Annotated in this window: 15 protein-coding genes; 8 read left to right on the top strand and 7 right to left on the bottom strand. The window is 54.6% G+C overall.

Annotated features, from left to right (window positions below; genetic code table 11):
* Nucleotides 1-264 precede the first annotated feature (264 nt).
* The 3 genes from pfkB to ACQG19_RS10110 all read left to right on the top strand — a co-directional run bounded on the left by pfkB (nucleotide 265) and on the right by ACQG19_RS10110 (nucleotide 2,557).
* On the top strand, nucleotides 265-1,197 hold the full coding sequence (gene pfkB, locus ACQG19_RS10120; RefSeq protein ID WP_045902858.1) for a 6-phosphofructokinase II: 933 nt from the start codon (nucleotides 265-267) through the stop codon (nucleotides 1,195-1,197).
* A gap of 103 nt (nucleotides 1,198-1,300) precedes the next feature.
* Nucleotides 1,301-1,591, top strand: a complete 291-nt coding sequence (gene ghoS / locus ACQG19_RS10115; protein WP_013097009.1) for a type V toxin-antitoxin system endoribonuclease antitoxin GhoS — start codon at nucleotides 1,301-1,303, stop codon at nucleotides 1,589-1,591.
* A gap of 105 nt (nucleotides 1,592-1,696) precedes the next feature.
* Nucleotides 1,697-2,557, top strand: coding sequence for a fructosamine kinase family protein (locus tag ACQG19_RS10110; RefSeq protein ID WP_013097010.1), 861 nt, complete (start codon nucleotides 1,697-1,699; stop codon nucleotides 2,555-2,557).
* Between the two features lie 33 nt (nucleotides 2,558-2,590).
* On the opposite strand, the gene ACQG19_RS10105 is transcribed toward ACQG19_RS10110, so the two are convergent.
* Complete coding sequence (locus ACQG19_RS10105) at nucleotides 2,591-3,127, bottom strand: YniB family protein (RefSeq protein ID WP_246932036.1); 537 nt, start codon at nucleotides 3,125-3,127, stop codon at nucleotides 2,591-2,593.
* 148 nt (nucleotides 3,128-3,275) lie between these two features.
* Between ACQG19_RS10105 and hxpB the strand changes: the two genes are divergently transcribed.
* The 4 genes from hxpB (at nucleotide 3,276) to tcyP (ending at nucleotide 7,041) form a co-directional block, all read left to right on the top strand.
* The gene (gene hxpB / locus ACQG19_RS10100; protein ID WP_013097012.1) at nucleotides 3,276-3,947 is read left to right on the top strand and encodes a hexitol phosphatase HxpB; all 672 of its coding nucleotides are present in this window, start codon (nucleotides 3,276-3,278) and stop codon (nucleotides 3,945-3,947) included.
* Nucleotides 3,948-4,076: 129 nt separating this feature from the next.
* Complete coding sequence (gene kduD / locus ACQG19_RS10095) at nucleotides 4,077-4,838, top strand: 2-dehydro-3-deoxy-D-gluconate 5-dehydrogenase KduD (protein WP_426725877.1); 762 nt, start codon at nucleotides 4,077-4,079, stop codon at nucleotides 4,836-4,838.
* Nucleotides 4,839-4,931: 93 nt separating this feature from the next.
* Entirely contained in the window at nucleotides 4,932-5,522 is a 591-nt protein-coding gene (locus ACQG19_RS10090) for a metal-dependent hydrolase (protein ID WP_013097014.1), read from the top strand.
* A gap of 127 nt (nucleotides 5,523-5,649) precedes the next feature.
* Nucleotides 5,650-7,041, top strand: coding sequence for a cystine/sulfocysteine:cation symporter (gene tcyP / locus ACQG19_RS10085; protein WP_038419159.1), 1,392 nt, complete (start codon nucleotides 5,650-5,652; stop codon nucleotides 7,039-7,041).
* 53 nt (nucleotides 7,042-7,094) lie between these two features.
* Here the strand turns inward: tcyP and cedA are convergent, their stop codons facing one another.
* Nucleotides 7,095-7,343: a cell division activator CedA gene (gene cedA, locus ACQG19_RS10080; RefSeq protein ID WP_071829998.1), complete on the bottom strand. Its 249-nt coding sequence runs from the start codon at nucleotides 7,341-7,343 to the stop codon at nucleotides 7,095-7,097.
* A gap of 188 nt (nucleotides 7,344-7,531) precedes the next feature.
* Between cedA and katE the strand changes: the two genes are divergently transcribed.
* On the top strand, nucleotides 7,532-9,781 hold the full coding sequence (gene katE, locus ACQG19_RS10075; RefSeq protein ID WP_058651488.1) for a catalase HPII: 2,250 nt from the start codon (nucleotides 7,532-7,534) through the stop codon (nucleotides 9,779-9,781).
* Nucleotides 9,782-9,870: 89 nt separating this feature from the next.
* Here the strand turns inward: katE and chbG are convergent, their stop codons facing one another.
* The 5 genes from chbG to chbC form a co-directional block, all read right to left on the bottom strand.
* The gene (gene chbG / locus ACQG19_RS10070) at nucleotides 9,871-10,620 is read right to left on the bottom strand and encodes a chitin disaccharide deacetylase (protein ID WP_058651487.1); all 750 of its coding nucleotides are present in this window, start codon (nucleotides 10,618-10,620) and stop codon (nucleotides 9,871-9,873) included.
* Between the two features lie 11 nt (nucleotides 10,621-10,631).
* Nucleotides 10,632-11,987: a 6-phospho-beta-glucosidase gene (locus ACQG19_RS10065; RefSeq protein ID WP_029882007.1), complete on the bottom strand. Its 1,356-nt coding sequence runs from the start codon at nucleotides 11,985-11,987 to the stop codon at nucleotides 10,632-10,634.
* A gap of 110 nt (nucleotides 11,988-12,097) precedes the next feature.
* On the bottom strand, nucleotides 12,098-12,916 hold the full coding sequence (gene chbR, locus ACQG19_RS10060) for a transcriptional regulator ChbR (protein ID WP_013097020.1): 819 nt from the start codon (nucleotides 12,914-12,916) through the stop codon (nucleotides 12,098-12,100).
* A gap of 29 nt (nucleotides 12,917-12,945) precedes the next feature.
* Entirely contained in the window at nucleotides 12,946-13,293 is a 348-nt protein-coding gene (gene chbA, locus ACQG19_RS10055) for a PTS N,N'-diacetylchitobiose transporter subunit IIA (protein WP_058651486.1), read from the bottom strand.
* Nucleotides 13,294-13,341: 48 nt separating this feature from the next.
* Entirely contained in the window at nucleotides 13,342-14,700 is a 1,359-nt protein-coding gene (gene chbC / locus ACQG19_RS10050) for a PTS N,N'-diacetylchitobiose transporter subunit IIC (RefSeq protein WP_013097022.1), read from the bottom strand.
* Nucleotides 14,701-14,778 lie beyond the last annotated feature (78 nt).

The raw sequence follows: 14,778 nt of genomic DNA, 5'->3' as shown, positions 1-14,778 counted from the left end.
GACCACACGGTCCCGGAAACTTTCTTGAGGATCAATGACAAGGCGTCCAGAGAAAGGTAACAAATTATAAAAAGCCGCAAATAACATAGCAATGTTTTCTTATTTCATTTTTTGAATAAGAACGATCCCAAAATGCGTTTTATTTTATATATCGCTTAGCCTTCGCTTTGTCATTATTCATATTGAAAATCATACTGTTATTTACATTGCCTTCCTGCCAAATGGTGCCAGACTAAAAGGAACCCACGCTAAAAGGAGGTAATGATGGTTTCTATCTACACTCTCACGCTCTCCCCTTCCCTCGATTCCGCCACCCTCACGCCGCAGATTTACCCGGAAGGTAAACTCCGCTGCAGTGCCCCGGTGTTTGAGCCCGGCGGCGGGGGGATCAACGTGGCACGCGCCATCACCCATCTCGGTGGGAAAGCCACGGCGATATTCCCCGCAGGCGGTGCCACCGGCGAACATCTCGTCTCTCTGCTGGCAGATGAACAGGTCGCCGTGGAGACGGTCGATGCCAAAGACTGGACACGTCAAAATCTGCACGTGCACGTGGAGTCCAGCGGAGAGCAATATCGCTTTGTGATGCCAGGCGCCAGACTGAGCGACGATGAGTTCCGTCAGCTTGAAGAGAAAGTGCTGACGATTGAAAGCGGTTCACTGCTGGTCATCAGCGGCAGTCTGCCACCCGGTGTCAGTACGGAAAAGCTGACGGCGCTCATTCGGGCCGCACAGCAGCGCGGCATCCGCTGTATTGTAGACAGTAGCGGCGAGGCGTTGCAGGCAGCGTTAGAGCCGGGCAATCTTGAGCTGGTCAAACCAAACCAGAAAGAGCTGAGCGCGCTGGTTAACCGCGAACTCACTCAGCCAGATGATGTGCGCAGCGCGGCCCAGGAGCTGGTGCGCACGGGTAAAGCGCGGCGCGTGGTGGTCTCTCTTGGTCCACAAGGGGCGCTGGCCGTGGATGAAACGGGGTCAGTGCAGGTTGTCCCGCCGCCGATGAAAAGCCAGAGCACCGTAGGCGCAGGCGACAGCATGGTTGGGGCAATGACGCTAAAACTGGCGCAGGGCGCGACGCTGCTGGAGATGACGCGCTACGGCGTGGCGGCAGGTAGCGCGGCAACCATCAACCAGGGAACGCGACTGTGTTCGCTGGCCGATACGCAAAAAATTGTCGATTACCTGTCCCGAAATTAACCCGCTTTCCCCTTCGCGCTGAAGGGGAAATGCAGTGCAAAGTCGCCAAACACACACTATCGACTATGCTAAGAAAACTTTCATGATAACAATGAGGTGAATTATGAGCAGTGGTGACATCACCCGCTACGTCGTTACCGTCAACATTCATGAAGCGTCGCTGACCGAGCTGAATGAGCTTAACAACGCCTTTACCCGGGCCAATTTCCTGCTCACGCTGACGGATGAAGAAGGCAATATTCATGATTTAGGCACGCTGGCATTCGGCCTGATAAGCGCCCTCAGCGAAGAGGAGGTTCGCGCGCTGGCGGAAAGCCTGGCTGAGAGCGTGACAGATAAACCTGCCGAAATTGATGTGGATACCTGGGAAACCTGGCAGAAAAAAGAACAATAAGTGCCCTGCATGAAGGTAAACCGCTCAGGTGTGCGTTAGTTCGTATTTTTTTACCGCAGTTATGCGCTAACTTTATGATCTGGCAGACAACATGGGAGAGAGATCATGTGGCAGGCTATCAGTCATCTTTTACGTGAACAACTGGGCGAAGGTGAAATTGAACTGCGTAACGAACTGCCAGGCGGAGAGATCCACGCCGCATGGCATATACGCTACTCAGGGCGCGATCTCTTCGTAAAATGCGACGAGCGAGAGTTGCTCCCGATTTTCACCGCCGAAGCCGATCAACTGGAACTGTTGTCGCGCAGCAAAACGGTCACCGTCCCGGAGGTGCTGGCCGTGGGCAGCGACCGCGACTACAGCTTTCTGGTGATGGAATATCTCCCTGCCCGTCCGCTGGATGCCCACAATGCGTTTATTCTGGGACAGCAGATAGCGCGCCTGCATCAATGGAGCGACCAGCCGCAGTTTGGTCTCGACTTTGATAACGATCTCTCCACCACACCACAACCGAATGCCTGGCAACGCCGCTGGTCGACCTTTTTTGCCGAGCAGCGTATCGGCTGGCAGCTTGAGCTCGCCGCCGAGAAAGGCCTCGAATTTGGCAACATTGATGCTATCGTCGAGCATATACAGCAGCGCCTGGCCTCTCATCAGCCTCAGCCTTCTTTGCTGCACGGCGATTTGTGGTCCGATAACTGCGCGCTGGGCCCCAATGGGCCGTATATATACGATCCGGCCTGCTACTGGGGCGACAGAGAGTGCGACCTCGCCATGTTGCCCCTCCACCCCGAGCAGCCGCCACAAATTTATGACGGCTATCAGTCAATCTCCCCCTTACCGCAGGGCTTCCTTGACCGCCAGCCGGTGTATCAGCTTTATACCCTGATGAACCGCGCAATCCTGTTTGGGGGTGAGCATCTGGTGAACGCACAGCGGGCGCTTGAGCGCGTACTGGCCGCGTGAAGGCAGGTCGGGTGGCCTCAGGCCACCCTGTGATTATAAAAAGCCGAGCAGTGAGAAAAAGAAGTAGCCCGCCACAATAATGATCGCCGGCAGGACATAGAGCGGAAAGATTTGCAGGAAGATAGAGTGACGTGGCACCACGATGCGGGACTCGATCTGTTCACGCGTCATCCCTTCCGGGCCTTTGGCCTGTTCCAGAATCATCTGGTCTTCCACCCCTTCACGTAAAAAACGGGTCTGACGGCTCATGCGTGCGCCTGACGCCTGTAACGCCATGGCGATAAAAATCAGCGCATAAATCACCCAAAACCCGATATTCAGCTGCTGGTGAAAGTCCGGCGTGGGCGAGTTGAACCAGAAGATATTCAAAAATGGCGTGTTAAAACGCATCATCTCAATCATGACATGCGCAAAATCAAGCATGACCGCATTGATACCCGGCTGTTTTTCGCTGTGATCGTACATAAACTTGAGCACAGAAATCAGCGTAGAAATAACGGCAGGAATAAAAATCACCCAGCCAGCAACCCGTTTTAAGACAGCAATGCGTCCAGCTTGTTGATACGTCATCAGTTCCTCTTCATAAAGACGCGTTATTTGTGGCTAAGTCTACCTCCTGACCGTCATTTTCGCCCGATCTTTAAAGGCAATATGCTAAATTGCAGATTGTACTTAGCACGTATCGTCTGTCGTACACCCTTAATAAGGAGACGTTGTGATGTCGACACCGCGCCAAATTCTTGCCGCTATTTTTGACATGGATGGATTACTGATCGATTCCGAACCGCTCTGGGATCGTGCTGAACTGGACGTCATGGCCAGCCTCGGCGTCGATATCAGCCGCCGCCATGAACTTCCGGATACGCTGGGCTTGCGTATCGATATGGTGGTTGACCTGTGGTATGCCCATCAGCCATGGGTGGGCCCGGATCGCGATGAGGTCACCGCCCGCATTATCAGCCGCGCCATTGCGCTGGTGGAAGAGTCCAGGCCGCTGCTGCCGGGCGTCCGTGAAGCTGTCGCCCTGTGCAAGGCGCAGGGGCTGAAGGTGGGACTGGCCTCCGCCTCCCCGCTGCACATGCTGGAAAAAGTGCTCACCATGTTCGAGCTGCGTGACAGTTTCGATGCGCTGGCCTCTGCGGAAAAGCTCCCCTACAGTAAGCCCCATCCCCAGGTGTATATGGACTGTGCCGCTAAGCTCGGTCTTGATCCACTAACTTGCGTGGCGCTGGAAGATTCCGTTAACGGCATGGTGGCCTCTAAAGCTGCGCGGATGCGTTCCATTGTCGTTCCTGCTGAAGAGGGCCGACACGATCCCCGTTTTGCGCTTGCCGACGTGAAGCTAAACTCCCTGGCTGACCTGACGGTGCAACACCTGCGAGGCGAATAAACGCTCTGTTTCAGGCAGCCTCGTGCTGCCTGAAAATAAAATAAAACACCGTTCCATTTCTGTTGCATTTCTCACGCCCGACTCCTATTCTAAGTTTCAGAACGACAATCACCTGCTTCTGAGGCGCGAATGATACTGGATACCTTTACTCTTTCAGGAAAAGTGGCCATCGTCACCGGATGCGATACCGGTCTGGGGCAAGGCATGGCCATCGCGCTGGCACAGGCGGGCTGCGATATCGTGGGCGTAAACCGTAAAGCGCCTGAGCAAACAGCGGCCATCGTGACGGCGCTCGGCAGACGGTTTACGGCCATTCGGGCCGACCTCGGCCAGCAGGCGAGTCTTCAGGGTGTTGTGGAGCATGCCGTGGCTGAGATGGGGCGCGTCGATATTCTGGTGAATAACGCCGGGACGATTAGCCGGGAAGATGCGCTGGCGTTCACGGAAAAGGACTGGGATGAGGTGATCGACCTCAATCTGAAATCCGTCTTTTTCCTCTCACAGGCCGTGGCAAAGCAGTTTATCGCCCAGGGTCAGGGTGGGAAAATCATCAACATCGCCTCAATGCTTTCCTTCCAGGGCGGCATCCGCGTGCCCTCTTATACCGCCTCAAAAAGTGGCGTGCTGGGGATCACCCGTCTGCTGGCGAACGAGTGGGCGGCGCATGGTATTAACGTCAACGCTATCGCACCGGGTTACATGGCGACCAATAATACGCAGCAGCTGCGTGATGACGAGCAGCGTAGCCAGGAAATCCTTGACCGCATTCCTGCCGGGCGTTGGGGCATACCGGAAGATCTGCAGGGCCCGGTGGTGTTTTTGGCCTCCACCGCCTCAGACTACGTGAACGGCCATACCCTGGCCGTCGACGGGGGCTGGCTGGCACGTTGACCCGCTTTGTGACATAGAGTTACACCGTCACCTCTTTCGCCTACTGTATAAAAACCCTATACTGTATGAATCGACAGTTTCCTGGGTTTTATCATGACGGCGGAAGGCCACCTGCTTTTTTCCATTGCGTGCGCAGTATTTGCCAAAAACGCTGAGCTTACCCCCGTGCTTGCACAGGGGGACTGGTGGCATATTGTTCCTTCTGCCGTGCTGACCTGCCTGTTACCCGACATCGACCATCCTAAATCTTTTCTTGGGCAACGCCTGAAGTGGATCTCAAAACCAATCGCCCGTGCGTTTGGCCATCGCGGGTTTACGCACAGCCTGCTGGCCGTGTTTGCCCTGCTGACGCTGTTCTATTTAAAAGTACCTGAAAGCTGGATAGTGCCCGCCGATGCCATTCAGGGCATGGTGCTGGGTTATTTGAGTCATATTCTCGCCGATATGCTGACGCCTGCTGGCGTGCCGCTGCTGTGGCCCTGCCGCTGGCGTTTCCGCCTGCCTGTTCTCGTTCCCCAGAAAGGGAATCAGCTTGAGCGCGTGTTGTGCATGGCTCTGTTCGCCTATGCCGTCTGGATGCCGCAGACATTGCCCGAAAACAGTGCAGTGCGCTGGTCATCTCAGATGATCAATTCGCTGCAATTTCAGTTCAATCGCTTTATTCATCACCAGATTGAACAGTAAACCAGCAAAATTATCGCATTTGTCATAACCCATTCCATTTGGATATAAGCGCGACATCACACTTCTGCTAACCTTGCGCCAACAGGACCGGTAAAAACCGGCCACATAATAAATCAGGAGAACGGGGATGAATTTTCCACTCATCGCGAACATTGTCGTGTTCGTTATATTGCTATTGCTTCTCGCCCAGGCGCGTCACAAACAGTGGAGCCTGGCGAAGAAAGTGCTGGTGGGTCTGGTCATGGGTGTCGTGTTTGGCCTGGCCTTACATGCCGTCTACGGCTCCGATAGCCCGATACTGAAAGACTCCATTCAGTGGTTCAATATTGTCGGTAACGGCTATGTCCAGTTGCTGCAGATGATCGTCATGCCGCTGGTATTTGCCTCTATTCTGAGCGCTGTTGCTCGTCTGCATAACGCTACGCAGTTGGGTAAAATCAGTTTCCTGACCATCGGTACGCTGCTGTTTACCACGCTGATTGCTGCGCTGGTGGGGGTGCTGGTGACCAACCTGTTCGGCCTGACCGCCGAGGGTCTGGTTCAGGGTACAGCTGAAACCGCGCGCCTGACCGCAATTCAGACCAACTACGTGGGTAAAGTCGCTGACCTGACGGTGCCGCAGATGGTGCTCTCCTTCATTCCGAAGAACCCGTTTGCTGACCTGACAGGCGCCAGCCCAACTTCCATCATCAGCGTGGTGATTTTCGCTGCCTTCCTGGGCGTGGCGGCACTGAAACTGCTGAAAGACGATGCGCCGAAAGGCGAGCGCGTGCTGACCGCTATCGATACCCTGCAAAGCTGGGTGATGAAGCTGGTTCGTCTGGTGATGCAGCTGACCCCTTACGGTGTTCTGGCACTGATGACCAAAGTGGTTGCTGGCTCTAACCTGCAGGACATCATTAAGCTTGGCAGCTTCGTTGTCGCCTCTTATCTGGGTCTGGGCATTATGTTTGTCGTACACGGCATTCTGCTGGGTGTGAACGGCGTAAGCCCGCTGAAATACTTCCGTAAAGTCTGGCCGGTGCTGACCTTTGCCTTCACCAGCCGTTCCAGCGCCGCATCTATTCCGCTGAACGTCGAAGCGCAGACTCGTCGCCTGGGTGTACCTGAGTCTATTGCCAGCTTCTCGGCCTCCTTTGGTGCCACGATTGGTCAGAACGGGTGTGCGGGTCTCTACCCGGCGATGCTGGCCGTGATGGTTGCGCCAACGGTTGGGATCAATCCGCTGGATCCGGTCTGGATTGCTACGCTGGTCGGTATTGTCACCATTAGCTCCGCAGGCGTTGCGGGCGTGGGCGGCGGTGCTACCTTCGCCGCGCTGATTGTTCTGCCTGCGCTGGGCCTGCCGGTGACGCTGGTGGCCCTGCTGATCTCCGTTGAACCGCTGATCGACATGGGGCGTACCGCACTGAACGTGAGCGGCTCAATGACGGCCGGTACGCTGACCAGCCAGTGGCTGAAGCAGACCGACAAAGCCATCCTGGATAGTGAAGACGACGCCGAGCTGGCGCACCGTTAATCATTGAAAATAAAAAAACCGCCATCAGGCGGTTTTTTTATACGTGTTATTTTTCAAACTTCTTCATCCTGTCGAATTTGTACCGCCCACCGCTGGGCCGCTTCCGGCACGGTAAACACCGGGGAACGACGGAAATGCTCGCCAATCAGCACAAAGGCCACATATTTGCCACGTAACTGCCAGACATCGCGATAGCCATCCACCTTCAGCGCATGTTCAGGGGGAGCGGGTTCGACACGGGGCACGTAGCTAATAACCTGGCGATTTTGTTGACGAAGAGGTTTCATAAGCGACTGGTTCATTAAAGCACATTCTGAAAGCAGGAAATTTCTATGATAGCCGATCCTGCCCCCACGCGTCGCGTCTTGCGTGTGGTGGACCGCCTCTTTTACTAAGGCGGTGTCTGAAAAAGCTGAGTTCGCCTGCCCTTTCCGTACATTGTTCTATAGTTAACAGGGTTTTTTAGGAATGAATAAAGGAGAAGCGTGCAATGTCGAACAAAGATAACACACATCAATCACCCATTCATGGCACTGAAGAATCACAGCCGGGTATGGACTCCCTTGCACCTGAAGATGGCTCTCATCGCCCTTCACCGGGTCCCTCAGCCCCTGGCGAGCAGCCGACCGCGCCCGGTAGTATGAAATCGCCGGACACCGGCAATGAGAAACTAAAATCACTCGAGCCACACCGCAAAGGCGGAGAAGGCTATGCGTTGACCACCAATCAGGGGGTGCGCATCGCTGACGATCAGAATTCCCTGCGCGCGGGATCCCGCGGACCGACTCTGCTGGAAGACTTCATCCTGCGGGAAAAAATTACCCACTTTGACCATGAGCGTATCCCGGAGCGTATCGTGCACGCGCGCGGTTCCGCCGCTCACGGCTATTTCCAGCCCTACAAGAGCCTGAAGGAAATCACCAAAGCTGACTTCCTTTCAGACCCGGATAAGATCACCCCCGTGTTTGTGCGCTTTTCCACCGTGCAGGGTGGCGCAGGTTCGGCTGATACCGTGCGAGATATTCGCGGCTTTGCCACCAAGTTTTATACCGAAGAGGGTATCTTCGACCTGGTCGGCAATAACACCCCGGTCTTTTTCATTCAGGATGCGCATAAATTTCCTGACTTTGTCCATGCGGTAAAACCGGAGCCCCACTGGGCGATACCGCAGGGACAAAGTGCGCATGACACCTTCTGGGACTATGTCTCCCTGCAACCCGAGACGTTACACAACGTGATGTGGGCGATGTCTGACCGCGGGATCCCGCGCAGCTATCGCACCATGGAAGGGTTTGGCATTCATACCTTCCGGATGATCAACGCCGAGGGCAAAGCGACGTTTGTCCGTTTCCACTGGAAACCGGTCGCCGGGAAAGCCTCGCTGGTGTGGGATGAAGCCCAGAAGCTGACCGGGCGCGATCCGGACTTCCATCGCCGCGAGCTGTGGGAATCCATTGAAGCGGGCGACTTCCCGGAATATGAGCTGGGGTTACAGCTGATCCCGGAAGAGGACGAATTCAAATTCGATTTTGACCTGCTGGATCCGACCAAACTGATCCCCGAGGAGCTGGTACCGGTTCAGCTGGTGGGCAAAATGGTGCTTAACCGCAACCCGGATAACTTCTTTGCCGAGAACGAACAGGCGGCCTTCCACCCCGGGCATATCGTCCCGGGCCTGGATTTCACCAACGATCCGCTGCTGCAGGGGCGACTGTTCTCCTACACCGATACGCAGATCAGCCGACTCGGCGGGCCGAACTTCCATGAAATTCCGATTAACCGCCCCACCTGTCCGTACCACAATTTCCAGCGCGACGGGATGCATCGTCAGGATATTGATACCAACCCGGCCAACTATGAGCCGAACTCCATCAACGATAACTGGCCGCGCGAAACGCCTCCTGGCCCGAAACGGGGTGGATTTGAGTCGTATCAGGAACGTGTGGACGGCAACAAAATCCGCGAGCGCAGCCCGTCATTTGGAGAGTATTACGCCCACCCTCGCCTGTTCTGGAACAGCCAGACACCGATTGAGCAGCAGCATATTATCGGCGGCTTCAGCTTTGAACTGAGCAAGGTTGTGCGGACCTACATCCGCGAGCGCGTGGTCGATCAGCTGGCACACATTGATATTCAACTCGCCCAGAGCGTGGCCGATAACCTCGGCATTACGCTGACGGATGAGCAACGCAATCTTGCCCCGCCAAAAGAGGTCAACGGGGTGAAAAAAGATCCGGCGCTCAGCCTGTACGCGGTACCGGGAGGCTCGATTAAAGGCCGGGTGGTGGCGATCCTGCTTAACGACAAAACTCGCGCCAGCGACGTGCTGGGGATCATGCAGGCGCTGAAAACCAAAGGCGTACACGCCAAATTGCTCTACTCCCGAATGGGTGAAGTGACTGCCGATGACGGGTCAGTGCTGCCGGTTGCCGCCACCTTTGCCGGTGCGCCATCCCTGACAGTGGACGCGGTGATTGTGCCGTGCGGCGATATTGCCAGCCTGCTGAGCAACGGTGACGCGGTCTATTATCTGCTTGAAGCCTATAAGCATCTGAAACCGATCGCCCTTTCCGGTGATGCGCGACAGTTTAAAGCACGCCTGAACGTGGCCGATCAGGGTGAAGACGGGATTGTGGAAGGCGATAACGTCGACGACGCGTTTATGACGAAGCTGTTTGATCTGCTAGCCGCGCACCGCGTCTGGTCGCGCAGCAGCAAGATTGACCAGATACCGGCGTAAAAAAAGCCGGGTGGCGCTTGCGCTTACCCGGCCTACATTTCGACTGGTTTTGTAGGCCCGGTAAGGCGAAGCCGCCACTGGGCTTTGTCTTAAAGATCCCCGAAAGTCCCCAACCGATACCCGCGCTCGGCAATCGCGTATTTCAGCGACGGCGACGTCAGCACCTCCAGCTCCGCCAGGCGCGGCCAGCAGTAGGCGCTCTTACGGACGGTGTTATCGACAAACGCAGGATGCGCCATCACCTCCAGCGACCGTTCCCCCCGGGCTGCGGAATCATCCAGCACCTTCAGGAACAGCGCTTCGTCGATCTCCTCACCGTAAAATGCGCTGCTGAACCCCTCCGATGTGGTCACGGCAAAGTCCGGCAACCCGCGCACGTCACGATCCACACGCATCGCCACGCCTTTACGCTGAGCAAAATCCGCAACGAGCGGAAAAATCGCCGGGATCATATGCACATGATGATGGCTGTCGATATGGGTTGGTTCGCGACCAAAGAGGTCAACAAAACGGTTGTACTGACAGTCCAGCTCGCGGGCAATCTCTTCGAGCGGCAGCGCGTCCTGCTCCGCCAGTTCCCAAATCCATTTCCCGAGTTGCCCGTCACGCGTCAGGCCCGGCATCGCTGAAAGCGGCCTCCCCAGCGTCAACACAAAGTGCATGCCCACGCCCAGCTCAGGCGCTTCACGGCTCAACTGCGCCGCGTGCTCTATCGCCTCTCCATTCACCAGCGCGGTGGTCGAGGTCACCACACCCCGTCGGCAGGCTTCAACAATGCCGTAGTTTTGCCCCTTAGACAGGCCAAAATCATCAGCATTGACGATCAGCAGGTTTTCCATCGCACGTCCTCTTAACGGTGTTGATGCTTGAGCTTCTCAACCGTGGCGGCAAAGTTTGGCAGCCATTTTTCATGCGCCAGTATCATCTCGCTGGCCAGCCCTTCCGCATCGCGGTCGGAATGCACCAGCGGGCTGAGGTTCAGCGCCAGCAGCACGTCATTCAACTCACCGCTCAGCGCAGCGTTGCTGGCCGCCACTTCAAACCCTTTGATGGTATGGATGAGCCCCATCACTTTGTCATCAAAGTGGGTAATACGCGGATGCGGTTTTGCCCCCTCACGGCCCAGGATACAGGTCATCTCTACGGCCCAGTCGGCCGGGATATTGTCGATATGGCCATGGTGCGGCACATTGACGTAGTGCTCAGCCTGCTTGTCATTGTAAATGGCGTTGATCACTTCGCACGCCGCGTCGGAATAGTACGCTCCACCGCGCTGTTCAAGCTCTTTCGGCTTCACGTTCAGGTTTGGATCTTTATACAAATCAAACAGCTGCTTTTCAACTTTCTGCACAACCTGAGCGCGGGCACCGCCTTTATAGTACTCGCCCATTTCGATGGCCAGCATCTCTTTCTGCTTGAAGTAGTAAAGCAGATACGAGCATGGCAGCAGATTCAGGGAACGGATGAGCCCTTCGCTGAACGGCAGGTCGAAGATATTTTTTACGGATGCTGCGGTCAGGCGGCCGGAAGCCACGCCGTCCAGCAGTTCAGCAAAGCGAGACTGGCCGTTTACTATCACATCTCTGATGAACACCATGTGGTTGAGACCGAACAGATCAATAGAGAGATCGTCGTTGTCGGTCAGCTCCAGCACGTCGCGGATGAACATCTTCATGCCAATCGGAATATTGCAGACGCCGATAAAACGCTTGAAGTTGGTATGGCGATAGACCGCCTCGGTGACCATCCCGGCCGGGTTGGTAAAGTTAATCACCCATGCGTTCGGGCAGATCGCCTGCACATCTTTGATGATGTCGAAAATGACCGGGATGGTGCGCAAACCTTTAAACAGGCCGCCCGCGCCGTTGGTTTCCTGTCCCAGATAGCCGTGGCTCAGCGGAATGCGTTCGTCCAGTTCACGCGCTTTGAGCTGGCCCACGCGCAGCTGAGTGGTAACGAAGTCAGCGTCCTGCAATGCCAGGCGACGATCGAGGGTTTTATGCACGGTTAAGGGCACACCGGCTTTTTCTACCATCCGCTGGCACAGGTCAAAAATAATATTTAGCTTTTCCTGCCCTTCTTCAACATCCACCAGCCATAATTCACTGACCGGTAATTCATGATAACGTTTCAGGAAACCTTCCAGTAATTCCGGGGTATAGCTGCTGCCGCCGCCAATGGTCACGACTTTTAATTTCTTTTGCATAACATCTCCCTTAGCGTATCAGGTTAATCGCCTGCAAGGTATAGCGGACTCTTCCCGCTATTTGGGCAAGCAATCAAGTCAATATTCGTGGCGAATAAACTCGCCAGGCACTAATTAATTACCGTCAAATTCTTCCGGTAACTGTTTGGTGTGAATGAGGTAAATTTCTTAAAGGTTTTAATAAACAGGCTGGGGCTACTGTAACCGGACTCATAAGCAATATCGGTGACAGAGTAGTTGGTAATTTCCAGCTGTTTTTTGGCAAAATTAATGCGGATTTCATTAATAATTTGCACGGGTGTTTTACGATAATAACGCTGTGTCGCCCGGGTCAGGTATTCCTGGGATTTTCCGGACAGTGACACCATATTTTCCAGAGCATTCTCGCTGAACTGCCCTTTGTCGTGCATCAACTCGACGGTACTGCGCAGCCATTGCGGAATGTCGTCGCTCACCTGCTGCTCTTCGCGGTGATGGCGAAGGCGGTTCATCACATAGAACGTCACGGTTTCAATAAATTCATCGAACTCATTGTCGCGGAAGTTGAGCGAGGCGATCACCGTTTCGATCCAGGTCATAAATTCGTTTTTCACGCGATAGACCTGTGACGCCACAAAGCAGAACGGCACCAGCGGCAGATAGTGTTTCTCAAAGAAACGTCTGCTGACGCCAACATTCAGAATACGGGTGGCCCCAAATTCGTAAAAGCTCTGGTGATAAGATCCCATCGGCAGGAAAACAAAATCACCGCGCTCCAGCAGGACACGCTTGCCGTTAATCTCCTGATAGTAGCGGCCGGTCAGAACAATCGTGAACTCGTAGTAGTCATGCTGATGCAGACCACTGGCGCTCTCCGTCTTGTTGTAAATAACCACGTGAAAATTCTTGCCATTAAACAGCTGCTGTTCAAGTGCGGTTTTAATTTCCATCGTGCTGACCTCCTGCTACTCAGTCTGACTTACTGCAGCTTCTCGTGAAGCTCAATTAACTCTGCCACCAGCTCGCGTGCCAGCATCGAGGTCATCAGGTGATCCTGTGCATGCACCAGCACCAGGCTGACTTTCATCTTCCCTTCCCCCTGGTCGCCTTCGATAAGCTTAGTCTGCACCAGGTGCGCTTCATTCAGCGCGATACGGGATTGATCCATCATGGTCTTAGCGGCGGCAAAATCGCCCTGCTTGGCCTGCTTCAGGGCGGCATACGCCAGGCTACGTGCTTGCCCGGAGTTGATGATAAGCCCCATCACCACTTCTTCCAGATCGCTCTCTACGGCGTCTTCGGCTACGATACTATCCAAATCTAACATCTTTAAGCTCCTTTTCGCTGGCGCGGGTTACCCCGCGCCAGGCAATATTTAGAATTTCAGTGCGAGGGCGATATCCTCTTCGCTCTCTTCTTCATCAATCACGGTCGCGGCTTTGTTGGCTATCGCCACGAATGGCATGTAGAGCAGTGTTGCAATCCCGAGGTTGAATATCGCCAGCAGGAAGGCCGCGACGCTACCGTTGGTGTTGAAGAACGCCCCCAGCCCCGCCGGCATGGTCCACGGCGCAATGTTGGTAACAGGCGGGATAATGCCCAGGTAATAGGCCGTCAGAGTGATCCCCGCAAGCAGCGGCTGAATCAGGACGAATGGAATGAACATCACCGGGTTCATGATGATAGGCAGACCAAACAGAATCGGCTCGTTAATCTGGAAGATGCCTGACGGCAGCGCCAGCTTCGCAACCTGACGATGGTCAGCGCGACGAGAGACAATAAAGACCGCGATGATCAGACCCAGCGTCGCCCCGGTACCCCCCAGGAAGATATAAGAGTCCAGCATCGGCTTCGCCCACACATGGAAGGTTTTACCGGCTGCCAGCGCCGCATCAACGGAGCCGTACTGCTGATAAAGTGCAACGTTTTCCAGTGCCCATGGGGTCATGATACCGCTGTCCAGCGCGGCCAGTGCCAGTGAACCATGTACGCCGAAGAACCACAGCAGGGAGGTGAAAATCACGTACGCCCAACCGACCACGCCACCCATCGACGCCAGCGGCGTAGAGATAGAGTCCATGATGATCTGGTGGAAGTTTGTGCCCCAGTGAGAGAGCGCCCAGGCAATAATCCCCATGATGGAGAGAATAATGAAGCCTGGAATCAACGCGGAAAATGAACGGGAAACGGAGCCCGGTACGCTATCCGGCAGGCGAATTACCCAGTTGCGACGGATAATAAAGGTGAACATCTCGGCAACCACCAGACCGATAACGATACCGGAAATAATGTTTGCCCCACCCAGCCAGTTGGCACCCACAGCATAAGCTTCACCCACGCTGTATGGGGTGACGGTCATAAAGGCGGCAACGGACAATAACCCCGCGGCCAGCGGATCCACCTTACGTTCTTCGGCTAATGCCATCCCAATAAAGAAAGGCGCCATCAGCGACATAATACCCAACGTACCGTTATATACGTTGCCGCCGATGGCTTTAAAACCGTTAAGGGTTTCAATGGTTGAAGCGTCTAACCGAATTCCTAATGAATAAAAAAAGGAACCTTCACCAAAGCTCAGAAAAACGTTGTTAATTAAAACGAACATTGCCCCGGCCAGCGTCAACGGCATTAATTTAATAAAGCCGTTTTTGATGGCGTTAACGTGAGGCTGCTTTCCTATTTTAACAGCAAAAGGAAGGAGTACCTTTTCAAGTGAAGCGATGACTTTACTCATAGGAAAATACCCTTAAATGCCGCAACGTATGTCGCGGCGTATTGTGTGTGAAATAACTCTTTGACGGGAAAAATAAAA

This window comes from Enterobacter cloacae complex sp. 277I4, from assembly GCF_050031465.1.
GTDB lineage: Bacteria > Pseudomonadota > Gammaproteobacteria > Enterobacterales > Enterobacteriaceae > Enterobacter > Enterobacter cloacae.
This window is presented reverse-complemented; position numbering and strand designations above follow the sequence as displayed.

Coding starts and splice junctions, on each gene's coding strand:
- pfkB (WP_045902858.1), top strand. CDS start 265: ATGGTTTCTATCTACACTCTCACGCTCTCCCCTTCCCTCGATTCCGCC.
- ghoS (WP_013097009.1), top strand. CDS start 1,301: ATGAGCAGTGGTGACATCACCCGCTACGTCGTTACCGTCAACATTCAT.
- ACQG19_RS10110 (WP_013097010.1), top strand. CDS start 1,697: ATGTGGCAGGCTATCAGTCATCTTTTACGTGAACAACTGGGCGAAGGT.
- ACQG19_RS10105 (WP_246932036.1), bottom strand. CDS start 3,127: ATGACGTATCAACAAGCTGGACGCATTGCTGTCTTAAAACGGGTTGCT.
- hxpB (WP_013097012.1), top strand. CDS start 3,276: ATGTCGACACCGCGCCAAATTCTTGCCGCTATTTTTGACATGGATGGA.
- kduD (WP_426725877.1), top strand. CDS start 4,077: ATGATACTGGATACCTTTACTCTTTCAGGAAAAGTGGCCATCGTCACC.
- ACQG19_RS10090 (WP_013097014.1), top strand. CDS start 4,932: ATGACGGCGGAAGGCCACCTGCTTTTTTCCATTGCGTGCGCAGTATTT.
- tcyP (WP_038419159.1), top strand. CDS start 5,650: ATGAATTTTCCACTCATCGCGAACATTGTCGTGTTCGTTATATTGCTA.
- cedA (WP_071829998.1), bottom strand. CDS start 7,343: ATGAACCAGTCGCTTATGAAACCTCTTCGTCAACAAAATCGCCAGGTT.
- katE (WP_058651488.1), top strand. CDS start 7,532: ATGTCGAACAAAGATAACACACATCAATCACCCATTCATGGCACTGAA.
- chbG (WP_058651487.1), bottom strand. CDS start 10,620: ATGGAAAACCTGCTGATCGTCAATGCTGATGATTTTGGCCTGTCTAAG.
- ACQG19_RS10065 (WP_029882007.1), bottom strand. CDS start 11,987: ATGCAAAAGAAATTAAAAGTCGTGACCATTGGCGGCGGCAGCAGCTAT.
- chbR (WP_013097020.1), bottom strand. CDS start 12,916: ATGGAAATTAAAACCGCACTTGAACAGCAGCTGTTTAATGGCAAGAAT.
- chbA (WP_058651486.1), bottom strand. CDS start 13,293: ATGTTAGATTTGGATAGTATCGTAGCCGAAGACGCCGTAGAGAGCGAT.
- chbC (WP_013097022.1), bottom strand. CDS start 14,700: ATGAGTAAAGTCATCGCTTCACTTGAAAAGGTACTCCTTCCTTTTGCT.